15 protein-coding genes and 1 pseudogene are annotated in these 17,979 nt (G+C 64.9%); 13 read left to right on the plus strand and 3 right to left on the minus strand.

What is annotated here, in order from left to right; translation table 11 throughout:
* From P3W85_RS26475 to map, 3 genes and pseudogenes are all read right to left on the minus strand, one after another.
* A pseudogene (locus P3W85_RS26475) lies at positions 1 to 447 on the minus strand (pseudouridine synthase); the annotation flags it as partial.
* A gap of 23 nt (positions 448 to 470) precedes the next feature.
* The gene (locus tag P3W85_RS26480) at positions 471 to 3,056 is read right to left on the minus strand and encodes a [protein-PII] uridylyltransferase (protein ID WP_276266952.1); all 2,586 of its coding nucleotides are present in this window, start codon (positions 3,054 to 3,056) and stop codon (positions 471 to 473) included.
* Between the two features lie 67 nt (positions 3,057 to 3,123).
* The gene (gene map / locus P3W85_RS26485) at positions 3,124 to 3,942 is read right to left on the minus strand and encodes a type I methionyl aminopeptidase (RefSeq protein ID WP_276266940.1); all 819 of its coding nucleotides are present in this window, start codon (positions 3,940 to 3,942) and stop codon (positions 3,124 to 3,126) included.
* A gap of 407 nt (positions 3,943 to 4,349) precedes the next feature.
* Between map and rpsB the strand changes: the two genes are divergently transcribed.
* The 13 genes from rpsB to lpxA all read left to right on the plus strand — a co-directional run bounded on the left by rpsB (position 4,350) and on the right by lpxA (position 17,974).
* On the plus strand, positions 4,350 to 5,093 hold the full coding sequence (gene rpsB / locus P3W85_RS26490) for a 30S ribosomal protein S2 (protein WP_017228767.1): 744 nt from the start codon (positions 4,350 to 4,352) through the stop codon (positions 5,091 to 5,093).
* A 261-nt stretch (positions 5,094 to 5,354) separates the two neighbouring features.
* The gene (gene tsf / locus P3W85_RS26495; protein ID WP_017228766.1) at positions 5,355 to 6,233 is read left to right on the plus strand and encodes a translation elongation factor Ts; all 879 of its coding nucleotides are present in this window, start codon (positions 5,355 to 5,357) and stop codon (positions 6,231 to 6,233) included.
* Positions 6,234 to 6,521: 288 nt separating this feature from the next.
* The gene (pyrH, locus tag P3W85_RS26500) at positions 6,522 to 7,232 is read left to right on the plus strand and encodes a UMP kinase (RefSeq protein WP_035814253.1); all 711 of its coding nucleotides are present in this window, start codon (positions 6,522 to 6,524) and stop codon (positions 7,230 to 7,232) included.
* A 175-nt stretch (positions 7,233 to 7,407) separates the two neighbouring features.
* Positions 7,408 to 7,968 (plus strand): ribosome recycling factor, encoded by a 561-nt coding sequence (gene frr / locus P3W85_RS26505; RefSeq protein WP_276266941.1) that lies wholly within the window; start codon positions 7,408 to 7,410, stop codon positions 7,966 to 7,968.
* A gap of 53 nt (positions 7,969 to 8,021) precedes the next feature.
* A complete protein-coding gene (locus tag P3W85_RS26510) occupies positions 8,022 to 8,795 on the plus strand; it encodes an isoprenyl transferase (RefSeq protein ID WP_276266953.1) in 774 nt (257 codons plus the stop codon).
* Between the two features lie 37 nt (positions 8,796 to 8,832).
* Positions 8,833 to 9,654 (plus strand): phosphatidate cytidylyltransferase, encoded by an 822-nt coding sequence (locus P3W85_RS26515; protein ID WP_276266942.1) that lies wholly within the window; start codon positions 8,833 to 8,835, stop codon positions 9,652 to 9,654.
* A gap of 11 nt (positions 9,655 to 9,665) precedes the next feature.
* Positions 9,666 to 10,844: a 1-deoxy-D-xylulose-5-phosphate reductoisomerase gene (ispC, locus tag P3W85_RS26520; protein ID WP_276266943.1), complete on the plus strand. Its 1,179-nt coding sequence runs from the start codon at positions 9,666 to 9,668 to the stop codon at positions 10,842 to 10,844.
* Between the two features lie 136 nt (positions 10,845 to 10,980).
* Positions 10,981 to 12,372, plus strand: coding sequence for an RIP metalloprotease RseP (gene rseP, locus P3W85_RS26525; RefSeq protein ID WP_276266944.1), 1,392 nt, complete (start codon positions 10,981 to 10,983; stop codon positions 12,370 to 12,372).
* Positions 12,373 to 12,477: 105 nt separating this feature from the next.
* On the plus strand, positions 12,478 to 14,811 hold the full coding sequence (bamA, locus tag P3W85_RS26530) for an outer membrane protein assembly factor BamA (protein ID WP_276266945.1): 2,334 nt from the start codon (positions 12,478 to 12,480) through the stop codon (positions 14,809 to 14,811).
* A 38-nt stretch (positions 14,812 to 14,849) separates the two neighbouring features.
* Positions 14,850 to 15,377, plus strand: coding sequence for an OmpH family outer membrane protein (locus P3W85_RS26535; RefSeq protein ID WP_017223961.1), 528 nt, complete (start codon positions 14,850 to 14,852; stop codon positions 15,375 to 15,377).
* A 34-nt stretch (positions 15,378 to 15,411) separates the two neighbouring features.
* The gene (lpxD, locus tag P3W85_RS26540; RefSeq protein ID WP_017223960.1) at positions 15,412 to 16,518 is read left to right on the plus strand and encodes a UDP-3-O-(3-hydroxymyristoyl)glucosamine N-acyltransferase; all 1,107 of its coding nucleotides are present in this window, start codon (positions 15,412 to 15,414) and stop codon (positions 16,516 to 16,518) included.
* Entirely contained in the window at positions 16,515 to 16,967 is a 453-nt protein-coding gene (gene fabZ, locus P3W85_RS26545) for a 3-hydroxyacyl-ACP dehydratase FabZ (protein ID WP_017223959.1), read from the plus strand. Before lpxD ends, fabZ begins: the two co-directional genes overlap by 4 nt.
* Before the next feature lie 203 nt (positions 16,968 to 17,170).
* Entirely contained in the window at positions 17,171 to 17,974 is an 804-nt protein-coding gene (gene lpxA / locus P3W85_RS26550) for an acyl-ACP--UDP-N-acetylglucosamine O-acyltransferase (protein ID WP_276266946.1), read from the plus strand.
* The last annotated feature ends 5 nt before the right edge of the window (positions 17,975 to 17,979 follow it).

The following is a 17,979-nucleotide window of genomic DNA, read 5'->3' on the forward strand; positions in this document are numbered from 1 at the left end:
GCCCTCGCCGGCAAAGCGGCGCGGACGATCCTGGCCTTCGCCAGGGTTGAAACGGCGAGGGCGCTCGTCGCCTTCGCCGGCAAAGCGGCGGGGGCGGTCCTGACCTTCGCCCGGGTTGAAGCGGCGCGGGCGGTCATCGCCTTCGCCGGCAAAGCGGCGTGGACGGTCCTGACCTTCGCCCGGGCCGAAACGGCGCGGGCGATCCTGGCCTTCGGTGCGCGGGCCGCGTGGCGGGCGCTGGCCGCCGTCATCTGCCTTCTTGCGCGAGCGTTCGCCGCCACCGGCGCGTTCCTGTGCCTGCTTGATGCCGTCGACCACGGCGCGCACGCGGCCGCGGTTCAGGTCGGATACCCGCACCGGCCGGGTGGCGGCGGGTTTGCGGGCATTGCCCTCGGGCGTGGCCTTGATGCCCAGCGTCTTGCGCTTGGGCGAATTGCTATCGGTCATATCTTCTATGTGGGGCGTCCGGCTCAGATGGCCAGCGCCGCCAGCAGGTCCTGTTCAAGCTGTAACTGCAGTTTGTTATCCGAGGCGAGGCGGCTGCCATCGACCAGGAAAACGTCTTCCACCCGTTCGCCGAGCGTATTGATGCGGGCGGTATGCACCGAGATGCGATGTTTGGCCAGTACGCGGGAAATCGCGTACAGCAGGCCGGTACGGTCGTTGGCCGAGAGCGATAGCAGGTAGTACTGCCCGCGCTCGTCGGCGCGCAGGTCGACCCGCGGTTTGATGGGGAAGCTGCGCGACTGGCGCGACAGCCGGCCCTGGGCGGGTTCCGGCAGCGCGGCCTGCTGCTGCAGGCGCTCCGCCAGTTCGTGCTCGACCAGCGCAATGATGTCGCGGTAGTTGCCGCTGGCATCGCTGCCGATCCTCGGGTCGGTGACCTGGAAGGTATCGAGCGCGTAACCGTGCCGGGTGGTGTGGATCTTGGCTTCCTGGATGGAGAAGCTCTTGCGTTCGAAATAGCCGCAGATGCGGGCGAACACGTCGGACTGGTCCTTGACGTAGACCGCCACCTGCAGGCCTTCGCCGGCGGGCGACAGGCGCGCCTTGACCACCGGCGTGGGACTGTCCACCCTGTTGTACAGATGGCGCGTCAGCCAGGCGATATCGCGCGCATCGTGGCGCAGGAAGAAGGCGACGTCGAGCTGGGCCCACAGCGGCTTGCCCAGTTCCGGGTCGAATGCCTTGAGCCGCAGCTGGGCGATGGTGTCGTCCTTGCGCTGCGCCCACAGCGAATGCGGATCAACGCGGGCGCCGCCCAGCACGCGCAGCGTGATGCGGTAGAGGTCCTCCAGCAGCTTGCCCTTCCAGGCGTTCCAGACCTTGGGGCTGGTGCCGCGGATGTCGGCCACGGTCAGCAGGTAGAGCGCGGTCAGGTAGCGCTCGTTGCCGACCACGCGGGCAAAGGCATGGACCACATCCGCATCGGTCAGGTCCTGCTTCTGCGCCACATGGCTCATGGTCAGGTGGTGCTCGACCAGCCAGGCGATCAGGTCGGTATCCTCGCGGGCAATGCCGTGCTGCTTGCAGAAGCGGCGCGCATCGGCGGTGCCGAGCTTGGAGTGGTCGCCGCCGCGGCCCTTGGCGATGTCATGGAACAGCGCCGCCACCCACAGCACCCAGGGGCGGTCGAAGGTGGCCATCAGCTGGCTGCAGAAGGGGAACTCGTGGGTGTGCTCGACGATGGCGAAGCGGCGCATATTGCGCACCACCATCAGGATATGCTGGTCCACCGTGTAGACGTGGAACAGGTCGTGCTGCATCTGCCCGACGATGCGGCGGAAATTGATCAGGTAGCGGCCCAGCACGCTGGTCTGGTTCATCAGCCGCAGCGCGTGCGTGATGCCTTGCGGCTCCTGCACGATGGCGAGGAACAGGCGGCGGTTCTCCGGGTCGCTGCGCCAGTGGGCGTCCATCATCGTGCGGGCGTTGTACAGGCCGCGCAGCGTGCGTGGCGACAGGCCCTTGACGCCGGGGGTGCGCTCGTACACCAGGAAGGTTTCCAGGATGGCGTGCGGCTCGCGTTCGTAGAGATCGTCGCTGGTGATCTCGAGCATGCCCTGGCGTTCCACGAAGCGCTCGTTGATGACGCGCGTCACCTTGGATTCGCTGGGGAACAGCATGGCCTCGATATTGAGCAGCAGCACGATATTGAGCTGCGTGACCGCCTTGGCCGCCCAGTAGTAGCGGCGCATCAGCTGCTCGCTGGCGCGCTTGTTGTTGTTCTGGCGATAGCCGAAGGCTTCGGCCAGCGCGGTTTGCAGGTCGAACACCAGCACGTCCTGGCGGCGTCCGGCCACCAGATGCAGGCGCGCGCGGATGGTCTTGAGCAGGCGCTCGTTGCGCGCCAGCTCCTGCGCTTCACGCTCGCTCAGCAGGCCGCGTTCGAACAGTTCCTTCCAGCTGTCCCCCAGGCCTGCCGCCTTGGTCATCCACAGGATCACCTGCAGGTCGCGCAGGCCGCCAGGGCTTTCCTTGCTGTTCGGTTCGAGCGAGTAGGGCGTGTCCTGGTACTTGGCGTGGCGCTGGCGCATCTCCAGAAGCTTGGCCTGGAAGAAGGCGCGCGGGTCCAGGTCGGCCTGGTAGCGGGTCTGCAGTTCGGCAAACAGCTTGCGGTTGCCGGTCAGCAGGCGCGCTTCGAGCAGGGAGGTCTGGATGGTGACGTCCTGGCGCGATTCGCGGATGCAGTCGTCGACCGTGCGCACTGCGGAGCCGATTTCAAGCCCAAGGTCCCAGCACAGGCCGATGAACTTCTCCAGCCGCCCGGTGGTGTCCTGGTCGGGCTCCGTCGGCAGCAGGAGCAGCACGTCCACATCGGAAAACGGGAACAGTTCCCCGCGTCCGTAGCCGCCCACGGCCACCAGTGCGCACGCCGCCGGCAGGCCCAGGCCGCGCCATGCGTCGACCAGCGCGGCATCGACCGCGCGCCGCAGGCGCGTAAGCAGGTGGCCGACATGGCCGTGGGCGCTGAACTCTGCGAACAGGGATTGCTTGTCCGCTTTCAGCTGGTCACGTACTCGGGTGGCGAGGATGATTTCCGGCGTGGCGTCCATGGCTTGGGCGTGGGACATCGATGGGACGGCTGAAATAAGAAGGGCGCCAACTATGGCGCCCGTAGCGTCAGGCTGCGACAGAATCGGTGATGAAGGACGGGGGCGCCTGCGTGCCCTCCGAGACGGTGAGGACGTCGTAGCCGGTCTCGGTGACCAGGATGGTGTGCTCCCATTGCGCCGACAGGCTGCGGTCGCGCGTCTTGACCGTCCAGTGGTCGGGCATGGTGCGGATGTCGCGCTTGCCGGCGTTGATCATCGGCTCGATCGTGAAGATCATGCCGGCCTGGATCTCCGTGCCGGTGCCGGGGCGGCCGTAATGCAGGATCTGCGGATCTTCGTGGAAGTTCTTGCCGATGCCATGGCCGCAGTACTCGCGCACCACGCTGTAGCCGGCGGCTTCCGCGTGCACCTGGATCACGTGGCCGATATCGCCGAGGCGGGCACCTGGGCGCACCTGGGCGATGCCCTTCCACATGCATTCGAAGGTGATCTGCGCCAGGCGCTTGGCCAGGATCGAACCCTCGCCGACGATGAACATGCGGCTGGTGTCGCCGTAATAACCTTCCTTGGTGATCACGGTGATGTCGAGATTGACTGCGTCGCCGGACTTGAGCACGCGCTCGCCCGGGATGCCGTGGCAGATCACATCGTTGACCGAGGTGCAGATCGCGCCGGGGAAGGGCGGGTAGCCCGGGGGCGCGTAATTCAGCGGTGCCGGCACCGTGCCTTGCACGTCACGCATATAGGAGTGGCACAGGCGGTCGAGCTCGCCGGTAGTGATGCCCGGCTTGACGAAGGGCGTGATGTAGTCGAGAACCTGGGAGGCCAGCCGGCAAGCTACCCGCATTTGGGCGATGTCGTCGGCGTTCTTGATATGGATGCTCATGCTGCTCGCAAAAAGTGGCGGCGAAGCCACTGGCTGCGCCTCTATTCGAATCTGAAAGCGGGATTATCGCACCATCGGGCCTCAGCCGCAGTCAAAACCGGGTTGCGTCGCGTCCATGCGGGTGTCAAGGTCATGTGGTGCGGTGTGCGCCGCCTCCGCCGGCACGGGCATGATGGCGCCTGTCCTTCCCATGATAGTCAGCCTCTTGAGCGGATGCGTGTTTTGTTGCTACAATCGTGGGCTGGCCTTCTCTTGGCTGCCTTGTCGGCACCGGGCGGGTCAGGTTTTCCCCGGGCAAGCGCTTGTGCGTTTGGCCGCATTCTTGAAATCGCGAGTCCGTCCATCCGGGGTGTTCCTTTTAAGGAATGTCGGGGCGGACTTCAGACCTAACCCTTTTGGAGAATTCCATGTCCGTTACCATGCGCGAAATGCTGGAAGCCGGTTGCCACTTCGGTCACCAAACCCGCTTCTGGAACCCCAAGATGGCGCCGTTCATCTTCGGCCATCGCAACAAGATCCATATTATCAACCTCGAAAAGACGTTGCCGATGTTCCAGGACGCGCTGAAGTACGTGCGTCAACTGGCAGCAAACCGCGGCACCGTGCTGTTCGTGGGCACCAAGCGCCAATCGCGCGAGATCCTGGCTGAAGAAGCAGGCCGTGCCGGCATGCCTTATGTCGACGCCCGCTGGCTCGGCGGCATGCTGACCAACTTCAAGACCGTGAAGATCTCGATCAAGCGCCTGAAGGACATGGAAGCCGCCAAGGAAGCCGGCGCGCTGGAAACCATGAGCAAGAAGGAAGCCCTGATGTTCGAGCGCGAAATGGACAAGCTGCAAAAGTCCATCGGCGGCATCAAGGACATGGGCGGCGTGCCTGACGCCATCTTCGTGGTCGACGTCGGCTACCACAAGATTGCCGTGACCGAAGCCAACAAGCTGGGCGTGCCCGTGATCGGCGTGGTCGATACCAACCACTCGCCGGAAGGCATCGATTACGTGATCCCCGGCAACGACGACTCGAGCAAGGCGGTTGCCCTGTACGTGCGCGGCGTGGCCGACGCGATCCTGGAAGGCCGTGCAAACGCCGTGCAGGACGTGGTTGAAGCCGCTCGCGGCGGCGACGATTTCGTCGAAGTCGAAGAAGCCTAAAGGCTTGTTGCCGAAAGGACCCCGCACCGCGCGCATCGCAAGCTGACAAATTTCCGCTAGCCAACCGGCCCCAGGGCCGGGGCACTGCGCGCAGCCGGGGCGTTCCGGCAAACAAGGGGGCGAATCTTACGCCCCCTTTTTTTGAATTGTTGTCATCCGCCGCAGGCATGATCTGTCGCGGGTGAAGTTGAGCATACCTCCGGCCCCAGGCCCGCCACACCCACGCGGGCAGGCCGGTGCGAACCATTCAAGGAGTGACAAATGGCGGCAATTACCGCAAGCATGGTGGCAGAACTGCGCGCGAAGACCGACGCGCCGATGATGGAGTGCAAGAAAGCCCTGACCGAGGCCGATGGCGACCTGGAAAAGGCTGAAGAGCTGCTGCGCGTCAAGCTGGGCAACAAGGCCAGCAAGGCCGCTTCGCGCGTGACGGCTGAAGGCGTGGTGGTGTCCTACATCGACGGCACCACCGGCGCGCTGGTGGAACTGAACTGTGAAACCGACTTCGTGTCGAAGAACGACGACTTCCTGGCGTTCTCGGCCAAGGTCGCCGAACTGGTCGCCAAGCAGAACCCGGCCGACGTGGCCGCTCTGTCGGCGCTGGAAATCGACGGCGTGTCCGTCGAAGCCACCCGTACCGCCCTGATCGGCAAGATCGGCGAGAACCTGGCGATCCGCCGCTTCGTGCGCTACGCGAACGGCGGCAAGCTGGCTGCCTACCTGCACGGCACCCGCATCGGCGTGATGGTCGAGTTCGACGGCGACGAAACCGCCGCCAAGGACGTGGCCATGCACGTTGCCGCGATGAAGCCGGTGTCGCTGTCGGCTGCCGACGTGCCCGCCGAGCTGATCGCCAAGGAGCGCAGCATCGCCGAGCAGAAGGCTGCCGAATCGGGCAAGCCGGCCGAAATCGTCGCCAAGATGGTGGACGGTTCGGTACAGAAGTACCTGAAGGAAGTATCGCTGTTCAACCAGAGCTTCGTGAAGAACGACAAGCAGACCGTCGAGCAGATGCTCAAGGCCGTCAACACCACGGTCAAGGGTTTCACCCTGTACGTGGTCGGCGAAGGCATCGAGAAGAAGCAGGACGACTTCGCCGCCGAAGTGGCCGCCCAGGTGGCAGCCGCCCAGAAGGCCTGAAGTCCGGGCGGACCAGGGGGCACCCGGCAGGGTGCCACACCGGCCGCCGTATAATGCCGAGGGGCACCGGGAGGTGCCCCTCGGCACAAATGAATGACCGCGCCGCGCTTACCCGCGCCGCACGGTCATCATAGCCCGTTTCCGCAGTCGTCCGACCTGCCGTGCGCCTCATCGTGCGGGACAGGCCACAGCGAAAACCGGCTTTTCCAGCGGCGGCACGCCGATCCGTGCCGCTCGCATCCAAATACCGGCTCCAACGAGCAACTCGAATCAGCCCCGGGGATCAATATGCCAGCTTATAAGCGAGTCCTACTGAAATTGTCCGGTGAAGCCCTGATGGGCGATGATGCCTTCGGCATCAACCGCTCCACCATCGAGGGCATGGTCAACGACATTGCCGAGATCGTGAAGCTCGGCGTCCAGGTCGCGGTGGTGATCGGTGGTGGCAACATTTTCCGCGGCGTGGCCGGCGGGGCAGCGGGCATGGACCGCGCCACGGCCGACTACATGGGCATGCTGGCCACCATGATGAACGCGCTGGCGCTGCAGGATGCGATGCGCCACGCCAATATTGAAGGCCGGGTGCAGTCCGCCCTGCGCATGGACCAGGTGGTCGAGCCGTACATCCGCCCGCGCGCCATTCGCCAGCTGGAGGAGGGCAAGGTGGTGATCTTCGCCGCCGGCACCGGCAATCCTTTCTTCACCACCGACACCGCAGCCGCCCTGCGCGGCGCGGAAATCGGCGCGGAGATCGTGCTCAAGGCGACCAAGGTCGACGGCGTCTATACCGCCGATCCCAAGAAGGATCCGAGCGCGACGCGTTACACCACCATCTCCTTCGATGAGGCCATCTCGCGCAACCTGCAGGTGATGGATGCCACCGCGTTTGCCCTGTGCCGCGACCAGAAGCTGCCGATCAAGGTGTTCTCGATCGTCAAGCCGAGCGCGCTGAAGCGCGTGATCCTGGGCGAGGACGAAGGTACGCTGGTGCACGTGTAACTGGCCAGGCCGGCGCACGCGCCGGTTCGCCCTGGCGGGTCCGAGGCTCGCCAGGGCGGGAGCCAGGAGCCGGGACGCGGCCCGCAAGGGTGGCAGGTGGTCCGGCAAAGAGTAGAATGATTCATTTTCGATCCCGGCGTCCGGGATCATGATTACCCGTTTTCCGGAGGTAAAGATGAGCGTCGCCGACACCAAGAAGAGCGTCGAGCAGAAGATGCAAAAGACCATTGAAGCGTTCAAGGCCGATCTGGCCAAGATTCGCACTGGTCGCGCCCATACGGGTCTGCTCGATCATGTCCAGGTAGATTACTACGGCTCGCCGGTACCGGTCAGCCAGGTGGCCAACATCGGCCTGGCCGATGCGCGCACCATTACTGTGCAGCCGTGGGAAAAGAAGATGGTCGGCGCGGTCGAAAAGGCCATCCGCGATGCGGATCTGGGCCTGAATCCGTCGACCATGGGCGAAATCATCCGCGTGCCGATGCCGATGCTGACCGAGGAGCGCCGCAAGGAGCTGGCAAAGGTTGTCAAGGGCGAGGCCGAAGGCGCCAAGATCGCCGTGCGCAACCTGCGCCGCGATGCCAACGAACAGTTCAAGAAGCTGGTCAAGGACAAGGCGATTTCCGAGGATGACGAGCGCCGCGGCCAGGACGACGTCCAGAAGCTGACCGACAAGTTCGTTGCCGAGATCGACAGGATGGTTGCTGAGAAGGACAAGGAGATCATGACGGTGTGACGCAAAGAGCGGCGGCTTGCCAGTCGCCGCAGTGTCCGGTACCGTTTCCCATCATGCATCACATCAGTTCCACGCTCGGCGTACCCGAATCCACCTACGTGCCCCGTCACGTTGCCATCATCATGGATGGCAACGGCCGCTGGGCGACCCAGCGGCACCTGCCGCGCGTTGCCGGCCACAGCCGTGGCCTGGACGCAGTCCGGGCGGTGGTGGAGGCCTGCGCGGCGCGGGGTGTCCAGTACCTGACCCTGTTCGCCTTCAGTTCCGAGAACTGGCGCCGCCCGGCCGATGAGGTTTCCTTCCTGATGCGGCTGTTCATGACCGCCTTGCGCCGCGAGGTGATCAAGATGCATGCCAACAACATCCGGGTCAGGGTGGTTGGCGACCTGGCGCGCTTCAGTCCGCGCATCCAGCAGCTGATCACCGATGCCGAGGCCCGCACCGCCGGCAATACCGGCCTGACCGTGACCATCGCAGCCAACTACGGCGGCCGCTGGGACCTGCTGCAGGCCATGCGCAAGATGCTGGCGCGCTCGCCCATGCTCGACCCCGAAGCGGTCGACGAATCCGTGCTCGCCCCGCACCTGGCCATGGCCTACGCGCCCGAGCCGGACCTGTTCATCCGTACCGGCGGCGAGCAGCGCATCAGCAATTTCCTGCTGTGGCAGCTCGCGTACTCCGAGCTTTATTTCACCGAGGTGTTCTGGCCGGATTTCAACGCCGCCGAACTCGACAAGGCGTTTGCTTCCTATCGGCAGCGCGAGCGCCGTTTTGGCCGTACCAGCGCGCAGGTGGTGGCGCCGTCCGGGCTCTCCGGCACTGCCTGAAGCCGTCTTCCACTTCTCACCGGGATCCCCGCAGCGCATGCTTCTTACCCGTGTCATTACCGCCGTATGCCTGTTGCTGCTGATCCTGCCGATCCTGTTCCTGGCGCCGCCGTCGGCGCTGGCGGGACTGGTGGCGGTCATCGTTGTCCTGGCCGGCTGGGAGTTCGGCCGGTTGATCGGGCTGCGCGGGCCCTGGCCATATGTCTATGCGCTGGCCTGCCTGGCCGCCCTGATCGCCTGGCATGCGGTACCGCAGCAGCACGCGCTGACGTTGCTGATGCAGGTCGGCGCGGCCTGCTGGGGCGTCGCGCTGGTGCTGCTGGCGCGGGGCGTGCGCCGCGCCACGCCGGCGTTCACGCTGCTGGGCGCCATTCTCGGCTTGTTCATGCTGCCGGCCTTCGGTCACGCCACCCTGATCCTGCGCGAACTGGGCATTGGTGTACTGTTGTCGGTGGCGGTGCTGGTCTGGGCGGCCGATATCGGCGCCTACTTCGTCGGCAAGGCCATCGGGCGGCGCAAGCTTGCCCCCGCCATCAGCCCGGGCAAGTCCTGGGAAGGTGCCATCGGCGGCTGGCTGCTGGTCCTGCTGATCGCCCTCGGGCTGGCCGCCAGCCGTGCTTTTTCCCCGACCTGGTTCTCCCGCATGGGTGACCACAATGGCCTGGCGGTCGTGGCGGTGCTGGCCACCGCGCTGGTGATCGCCAGCGTGGTGGGCGACCTGTTCGAGTCGCTGCTCAAGCGGCAGGTCGGCATGAAGGACAGCAGCCGGCTGTTGCCCGGCCATGGCGGCGTACTCGATCGTATCGATGCGTTGCTGCCGGTATTTCCGCTGGCCGCCTTGCTGGCCATCTATCTTTGAGTTGATCTGATATGCGTCGTATTACCGTCCTGGGTGCCACCGGCTCGATTGGGGAAAGTACGCTCGATGTGGTCAAGCGCCACCCCGGGCGCTACGCCGTCCATGCGCTGACGGCGCACCGGCAGGTCGACAAGCTGGCGGCGCTGTGCCGCGAGTTCCGGCCGGCCCATGCCGTGGTAGGCACCGCCGAGGCGGCGGGCGAGCTGGAAGCCTTGCTGAAGGCCGCTGGCGTCAAGACCGAGATCGGCTACGGGGAGGCCGCACTGGAAGCGGTGGCGGTCGATCCCGCTGCCGATTCGGTGATGGCCGCGATCGTCGGCGCCGCCGGGCTGCGGCCCACGCTCGCCGCGGCGCGCGCGGGCAAGCGCGTGCTGCTGGCCAACAAGGAAGCGCTGGTGATGTCGGGCCGCATCTTCATGGATGCCGTGCGCGAGCACGGCGCCACGCTGCTGCCGATCGACAGCGAGCACAATGCCATCTTCCAGTGCCTGCCGCCCGAGGATCCGCGTTACCGCGCCGGCGTGGCCAAGATCGTGCTGACGGCATCCGGCGGCCCGTTCAGGACCCGTGACCCGGCCACCCTGCACGATATTTCGCCCGATGAGGCCTGCGCCCACCCCAACTGGGTGATGGGCCGGAAGATTTCGGTCGACTCCGCCACCATGATGAACAAGGGGCTGGAGGTGATCGAGGCGCACTGGCTGTTCGCCGCGCCGGCAGACCGCATCGAGGTGCTGATCCATCCGCAGAGCATCGTGCATTCGATGGTGGCGTATGCCGACGGTTCTGTGCTGGCCCAACTCGGCAATCCCGATATGCGCACGCCGATTGCCTACGGGCTGGCGTATCCCGAGCGTACCCATGCCGGTGTCTCGCCGCTGGACCTGGCGCGCGCCGGCGCGCTTACCTTCGAGACGCCGGACCTGGAACGCTTTCCCTGCCTGGGCCTTGCCTTCGATGCCTTGCGGGCGGGCGGGGTGGCTCCGGCTATCCTGAACGCCGCCAACGAGGTCGCGGTCGAAGCGTTCCTGCAAGGCCGGGTCCGTTTTACCGACATCGCGCGCATCGTGGCGGGCGTGCTGGAGCAGGCCTCGGAAGGCAGCGCCGATACGCTGGACGGCGTGCTGGCCGCCGACCGGGACGCGCGCCGCCGTGCCGGCGCCTTGCTGGATAGCGCGGCTTCGTGCTGAAGCCGGCGGGGGCGCGGCCGGGATCGGCGACAATAGCGGCGTGCCGGCATCTGCCGGACCGCCGGTTGCCGGGATCCGATACCCGGCCTGTCCTTTGTGCCATCGGGCGACAAGCCCCTGACGACAAGCTCCAGCCATGCAAACCGTAATCGCTTTCGTCGCTGCCCTGTGCATCCTGATCTATTTCCATGAGATGGGTCACTATCTGGCCGCGCGCCTGTGCGGGGTCAAGGTGTTGCGTTTTTCGATCGGCTTCGGCCGGCCGCTGCTGCGCTGGGTATCCAAGGGGCGCGACCGCACCGAGTGGACCATTGCCGCGATTCCGCTCGGCGGCTACGTCAAGATGCTGGACGAGCGCGAAAGCGACCCGGCGCATGACGCGCCGATCGATCCCGCGGACTTGCCGCGCGCCTTCAACCGGCAGCCGGTGGGCAAGCGTTTCGTGATCGTGGCCGCAGGCCCGGTGGCCAACTTCGTGCTGGCGGTGGTGCTGTATTTCGTGTTGTTTGCCGGTGGCATGCGCGAGGCGGCACCGATCGTGGCGGCGCCAGCCGCGGACACCGTGGCGGCCCAGGCCGGCTTGCGCGAAGGCGATCGCGTTCTCGAACTCCAGGCCAATGGCGAAACCGAGCCGGTGCGCTCATGGAGCGACCTGCGCATGGCCATTTTTGCCCAGGGTTTCGGCGACGCCAGCGCGGTATTGCGCGTGCGCGGCACCGATGGCGCCGAACGCGACGTGCGGCTGCCGCACCTGCCCAACACGGGCGGCAATCCCGAACAGGATCCGCTTGCGCTGCTGGGGCTGGCCCTCAAGGGCGGTCCGGTCACCATTACCGAAGTGTTGCCGGAGTCGGCGGCACAGCATGCCGGCCTGCGGCCGGGGGACCGCGTGGTGAGCTGGCAGGGGCGCCCGCTGACGCAGGCCGGGGAGCTGATCCGGGCGGTCAGGGCGCAGCCCGGCGCCGAGGTCACGCTTGGCATCGAACGTGACGGCCGGCGCCTGGATGTGCCGGTCAAGCTCGATACCGTGCCCGGCGCGGAGGGCGCCAGCGCGCCGCCAGCCGGCACCGGCAAGCTGGGCGCCGCGCTAAGCCAGGCGGTCGAGATGGAGACGGTGCGCTACCAGCCGGTCGAGGCGCTGACGCGCTCGCTCGGGCAGGTCTGGAGCACCAGCGCGCTTTCCCTCAAGCTGCTCGGCAAGATGCTGGTGGGGCAGGCGTCGCTGCAGAACCTGAGCGGTCCGCTGACGGTGGCGGACTACGCGGGGCGCGCCGCGCACCTGGGCTGGCAGCCCTTCATCGGCTTCCTGGCGCTGGTCAGTGTCAGCCTTGGTGTGTTGAATTTGTTACCTATTCCGGTATTGGATGGGGGGCATTTGCTGTATTATTGCGTTGAATTTTTGACTGGCAGGCCCGTACCAGACCACTGGCAGGCTGTGCTGCAGAAGGTCGGCATCGCCTGCGTCTTGCTCCTGACTTCGCTCGCCTTGTTCAACGACGTCAGCCGGCTGTTCCTTCCGCGCGGCTAGACGCTAGAGAAATGTTGTCGGCTGCGGCGGGATGGTGTCACCGACACCTCGCGCCGGATGCCGGGCCAAGGCGCAGCCCCGTGAAGCATCGGAGCCCAATCCTGCATGGAATCAAAGAGGGGATCAAGATTGATCAGACATAAGCGCATCTCGCTGGGCGTGCTGGCGAGTGCCATCATCGCGGCCTGGACCCCAGTGAGTTGGGCCGCGGAGCCATTCGTCGTCAAGGACATTCGTGTCGAAGGCCTGCAGCGTGTCGAACCGGGTACGGTGTTCGGCTACCTGCCGGTCAAGGTCGGCGAGACCTTCAGCGACGACAAGGGGGCCGACGCCATTCGTGCCCTGTATAACACCGGCTTCTTCAAGGATGTCCAGATCCGTTCCGAGGATGGCGTGCTGGTGGTCCAGGTCGAAGAGCGGCCTGCCATTTCCCAGCTCGAATTCGTCGGTATCAAGGAATTCGACAAGGACACCCTGCGCCGTTCGCTGCGCGCGGTAGGTGTGGCCGAAGCCCGGTACTACGACAAGGCGCTGATCGACAAGGCAGAGCAGGAACTCAAGCGCCAGTACGTGGCGCGTGGCTACTATGCCGCCGACGTCCAGACCACGATCACGCCGGTCGACCGCAACCGCGTGTCGGTGGTGTTCAATGTCGACGAAGGCCCGGTGGCCAAGATCCGCCAGATCAATATCGTCGGCAACAAGACGTTCAAGGAAAGCACGCTGCGCGATGAAATGCAGCTGTCGACGCCGAACTGGCTGTCCTGGTACACCAAGAACGACCTGTATTCCAAGCAGAAGCTCACCGCCGACCTGGAAGCGCTGCGCTCGTTCTACCTGAATCGCGGTTACCTCGAGTTCGCCATCGAATCGACCCAGGTGTCGATCACGCCGGACAAGAAGGATATCTACCTGACGCTGAACATCAAGGAAGGCGATCAGTACAAGGTCTCCGATATCCGCCTGGCCGGCGAGCTGCTCGGCAAGCAGGCCGAGATGGAAAAGCTGCTCAAGCTGCAGAAGGGCGAGGTCTTCTCGTCCGAGAAGCTGACCCAGAGCACCAAGGCCATCACCGACCTGCTGGGCACCTATGGCTACGCGTTCACGGCGATCAATCCGCAGCCGCAGATCGACAAGGAAAAGCGCGAAGTCGCGCTGACCCTGATGGTCGACCCGGGCCGCCGCGTGTATGTCCGCCGCGTCAACGTGGTGGGCAACAGCAAGACCCGCGACGAAGTCGTGCGGCGCGAAATGCGCCAGATGGAAAGCTCGTGGTTCGACAGTGAAAAGCTGACGCAATCGCAAGCGCGTATCAACCGTACCGGTTACTTCACCGACACCAACATCACCACCGAGGATGTGCCCGGCGCACCCGACCAGGTCGATGTGAATGTCAACGTGACCGAAAAGCCGACCGGGCAGATCAGCCTGGGCCTGGGCTTCTCGTCCACCGACAAGCTGGTTCTGCAGGCTGGCCTGCGCCAGGACAACGTGTTTGGTTCGGGCACCAGCCTGGGCCTGGACGTCAACACCGCGAAGTCCTTCCGCACCATCTCGCTGACGCAATACGATCCGTACTTCACGGTGGACGGCATCAGCCGCTCGACCGATATTTACTATCGTACGTCGCGGCCGCTGTATTACACCGGCGACCAGAACTACAAGATCGTTTCCGAGGGCGGTAACGTCAAGTTTGGCGTGCCGTTCACCGAAACCGATACCGTCTTCTTCGGCATCGGCTACGAGCGCACCCAGGTCTATACCTCGGTGAACACGCCGCAGCAGTACGGCCAGTGGCTGAGCAAGATCGGCAAGGCGAGTGGCGACCCGATCAATAACATCCCGTTCACGATCGGCTGGGCCCGCGACCGCCGCGACAGCGCGCTGGTCCCGACCAAGGGGCCCTACACGCAGGCCAACCTGGAAGTGGGCGTGCCCGGCGGCGATACGCAGTACTATCGCGCCAGTGTTCAGCAGCAATACTTCTACCCGGTGTCGAAGGCCTTTACGCTGGCCTTCAACGGTGAAGTGGCCTACGGTCACGGCTATGGCAACACCCCGTTCCCGGTGTTCAAGAACTTCTACGCAGGTGGTATCGGCTCGGTTCGCGGCTACCAGACCAGCACGCTGGGCAAGAAGGACCAGAACGGCAACCCGGTCGGTGGCGCCTCGAAGCTGATCGGCAACGTGGAATTCATCTTCCCGCTGCCGGGCTCGGGCGTGGACCGGACCCTGCGCCTGTTCACCTTCTTCGACTTTGGTAATGTGTATGAGGAAGGCGCGCCGATCGTGTTCAGCCAGCTCAAGTATTCGACCGGCCTGGGCATGTCCTGGCTCTCGCCGATCGGTCCGCTGAAGATCAGCGTGGGCTTCCCGCTGAAGAAGGCGACCGACGACAAGACGCAGCGCTTCCAGTTCCAGATCGGTACTGCGTTCTGATATAGAGCATAGAGAAGAGAAGATTGAGGAAGGGATTCATGAAAACAACGTTTCCACTGATTAAAGGCCTGACGGTCGCCGCGCTGAGCGCGGGCGCACTGTTGGCCGCCGCGCCCGCCATGGCGCAGGAAGCCCGCATTGCCGCGGTCAACTCCGAGCGCATCCTGCGTGACTCGCAGCCGGCCAAGGCGGCGCAGGTCAAGCTGGAGCAGGAGTTCTCCAAGCGCGACCGCGAACTGCAGGACATGGCCCAGAAAATCAAGGGCATGGCCGACAAGCTCGACAAGGACACCGCCGTGCTGGCCGACGCCGACCGTCAGCGCCGTCAGCGCGAAGTGGCCGATCTGGATCGCGAGTTCCAGCGCAAGCAGCGCGAGTTCCGGGAAGACCTGAACCAGCGCCGCAACGAGGAACTGGCCCAGGTGCTCGAGCGTGCCAACCGCGTGATCCGCCAGCTGGCCGAGCAGCGCAAGTACGACCTGATCGTGCAGGAAGCCGTCTATGTGAACCCGCGCATCGACATCACCGACGACGTGATGAAGTCGCTGAACGCCGGCAGCAAGTAAGCTGCCAGTTTTCGCAGTCCAAGGAAGTACCGCCATGCAGACACCCACACTGGGTCAGCTCGCCACCGATACCGGCGCGCAGGTTGTGGGTGATCCCGACCTTGCCGTGCGCGGCCTCGCGCCGCTCGACCAGGCCGGCCCCGACCAGCTCTCGTTTCTTTCCAACCCGCTGTACCTGCCGCAGGCGCTGGCGTCCGGCGCCGGCGCCGTGATCGTGTCGGCGGCCGACCTCGAACGCATCCGCGCCGAGGGGCATGCCGATGGCCGCAACTGGCTGGTTGCGCGCAATCCCTACGTGTGCTTTGCACGTATCGCACAGGGCTTCGAGCGCCGTGCCAATACCGATCACCGTACCGGCATCGACCCGCGTGCCAGCGTGGCGCCCGACGCGGTGGTGCCGGCATCCTGCTTTATCGGCCCCAATGTGGTGATCGAGAGCGGGGCGCGGCTCGGTGAGCGGGTGCGCATCCTCGCCAACGGTTTTGTCGGCACCGGGGCGCAGATCGGCGACGATACGCTGATCTATGCCAATGTCTCGGTCTACCACCAGTGCGTGGTGGGTATGCGATGCATACTGCACAGCGGCGTGGTGCTTGGGGCCGACGGCTTTGGCTTTGCCCCCGACATCGGCCCGGCTGGCGTGGAATACGTCAAGATTCCGCAGACTGGCCGCGCCGTGCTTGGCAATGACGTCGAAGTCGGGGCCAATACGGCCATCGATCGCGGCGCCATGGCCGATACCGTCGTCGAGGACGGCTGCAAGCTCGACAACCAGGTGCAGATTGCGCATAACGTACGTGTCGGCGCGCATACTGTGATCGCGGGCTGCGCAGCGGTTGCCGGCAGTACCAAGATTGGCCGTTTCTGCGTGATCGGCGGTTCGGCCAACTTCGCCGGCCACCTGAATATCGCCGATCGGACCACGGTGTCCGGCGGCACTTCGATTACCAAATCCATTACCAAGCCCGGCGGCCATTTCACCAGCGTGTTCCCCGTCCAGCCGCATGGCGAGTGGGAACGTACCGCGGCCACCCTGCGCGGGCTCAGCAAGCTGCGCGAACGCGTGATCCAGCTAGAGAAGCGCCTGCAAGGGCAGGGCGCCGGCAATTCTATCCAGCATACCGAAGAGAAATCATCATGACCGCAGCCGATATCGACATCCGCAAGATCCTCAAGCTGCTGCCGCATCGCTATCCAATGCTGCTGGTAGACCGCGTGCTTGAACTGGAGCCGCAAAAACGCATCAAAACGCTGAAGAACGTCACCATGAACGAACCGTTCTTCCAGGGGCATTTCCCGGGCCACCCGGTGATGCCCGGCGTGATGATCCTGGAAGCGCTGGCGCAGTCAGCCGGCCTGCTGACCTTCGGCGCGGAGATGGAGCGCAAGGAAGACGCGCTGTACTACTTCGTCGGCATTGATGGCGCCCGCTTCAAGCAGGTGGTGTATCCGGGCGACCAGTTGCATATGAACGTATCGGTGGAACGCTATATCCGCGGCATCTGGAAGTTCAAGGCATTTGCCACCGTCGAGGGCAAGGTGGCTTGCGAAGCTGAGCTGATGTGCACCGTCAAACAAGCCGACGCCTGAAACTTGACGTTGAAGCTACTGCGCGGCCGCCAGGCGGCACCGTCCGCTGCCCGGAATCCTCACGTACCAATGTACGTTCCGGTTCCTGCGCTGCGGGCGGCACCACCTGGTGGCCGCTCGCTACGCTTCAAAGCCAAGTTTAGTGTGGCCGGTCGTTGTTTCGACCGTTCGATCTTTCCATCTCAGACCATAGGACAGGACGCATGACGCAGATCCATCCCAGCGCACTCGTCGACCCGAAGGCCGAGCTTGCAGCCGACGTGACCGTCGGGCCGTTTTCCATCGTGGGTCCGAATGTGCGGCTTGGGAGCGGCACCCAGGTTGGCGCGCATACCACCATCGAGGGGCATACCACCATCGGCGCGGATAACCGCATCGGGCCCTATGCTTCGGTGGGTGGAACGCCGCAGGACATGAAGTACCGCAACGAGCCGACCCGGCTGGTGATCGGCGACCGCAACACCATTCGCGAGTTCACCACCATCCACACCGGCACGGTGCAGGATCAGGGCGTGACCAGCATCGGCAACGATAACTGGATCATGGCCTATGTGCATATCGCCCACGATTGCCGGGTGGGGAACCACACGGTGTTTTCCAGCAACGCGCAGATCGCCGGGCACGTCCAGGTAGGCGACTGGGCCATCCTCGGCGGCATGAGCGGGGTGCACCAGTTCGTGCGCATCGGCGACCATGCCATGCTTGGCGGCGCCTCGGCGCTGGTGCAGGATGTGCCGCCGTTCGTGATCGCCGCCGGCGACAAGGGCGGCAACAAGGCCACGCCGCACGGCGTCAATGTGGAAGGCATGCGCCGCCGCGGCTTCGACGCCGCGCAGATTGCCGCGCTGCGCCAGGCCTACAAGGTGCTGTACAAGTCCGACCTGAGCTTCGAAACCGCCCGCAACGAGATCGCACAGCTGATCGCGCAAGCCGAAGGCAGCGCCAAGGTGCCGCTGCAGGGCTTTCTCGACTTCATTGCCGCCACGCAGCGCGGCATTGTGCGCTGAAGCCG

This window comes from Cupriavidus basilensis, assembly GCF_029335485.1.
In the GTDB taxonomy this organism is placed as follows: domain Bacteria; phylum Pseudomonadota; class Gammaproteobacteria; order Burkholderiales; family Burkholderiaceae; genus Cupriavidus; species Cupriavidus basilensis_E.

Bases quoted from the DNA above. Each gene is read 5' to 3' on its own strand.
- P3W85_RS26480 (WP_276266952.1), bottom strand. From the start codon at position 3,056: ATGGACGCCACGCCGGAAATCATCCTCGCCACCCGAGTACGTGACCAG.
- map (WP_276266940.1), bottom strand. From the start codon at position 3,942: ATGAGCATCCATATCAAGAACGCCGACGACATCGCCCAAATGCGGGTA.
- rpsB (WP_017228767.1), top strand. From the start codon at position 4,350: ATGTCCGTTACCATGCGCGAAATGCTGGAAGCCGGTTGCCACTTCGGT.
- tsf (WP_017228766.1), top strand. From the start codon at position 5,355: ATGGCGGCAATTACCGCAAGCATGGTGGCAGAACTGCGCGCGAAGACC.
- pyrH (WP_035814253.1), top strand. From the start codon at position 6,522: ATGCCAGCTTATAAGCGAGTCCTACTGAAATTGTCCGGTGAAGCCCTG.
- frr (WP_276266941.1), top strand. From the start codon at position 7,408: ATGAGCGTCGCCGACACCAAGAAGAGCGTCGAGCAGAAGATGCAAAAG.
- P3W85_RS26510 (WP_276266953.1), top strand. From the start codon at position 8,022: ATGCATCACATCAGTTCCACGCTCGGCGTACCCGAATCCACCTACGTG.
- P3W85_RS26515 (WP_276266942.1), top strand. From the start codon at position 8,833: ATGCTTCTTACCCGTGTCATTACCGCCGTATGCCTGTTGCTGCTGATC.
- ispC (WP_276266943.1), top strand. From the start codon at position 9,666: ATGCGTCGTATTACCGTCCTGGGTGCCACCGGCTCGATTGGGGAAAGT.
- rseP (WP_276266944.1), top strand. From the start codon at position 10,981: ATGCAAACCGTAATCGCTTTCGTCGCTGCCCTGTGCATCCTGATCTAT.
- bamA (WP_276266945.1), top strand. From the start codon at position 12,478: ATGGAATCAAAGAGGGGATCAAGATTGATCAGACATAAGCGCATCTCG.
- P3W85_RS26535 (WP_017223961.1), top strand. From the start codon at position 14,850: ATGAAAACAACGTTTCCACTGATTAAAGGCCTGACGGTCGCCGCGCTG.
- lpxD (WP_017223960.1), top strand. From the start codon at position 15,412: ATGCAGACACCCACACTGGGTCAGCTCGCCACCGATACCGGCGCGCAG.
- fabZ (WP_017223959.1), top strand. From the start codon at position 16,515: ATGACCGCAGCCGATATCGACATCCGCAAGATCCTCAAGCTGCTGCCG.
- lpxA (WP_276266946.1), top strand. From the start codon at position 17,171: ATGACGCAGATCCATCCCAGCGCACTCGTCGACCCGAAGGCCGAGCTT.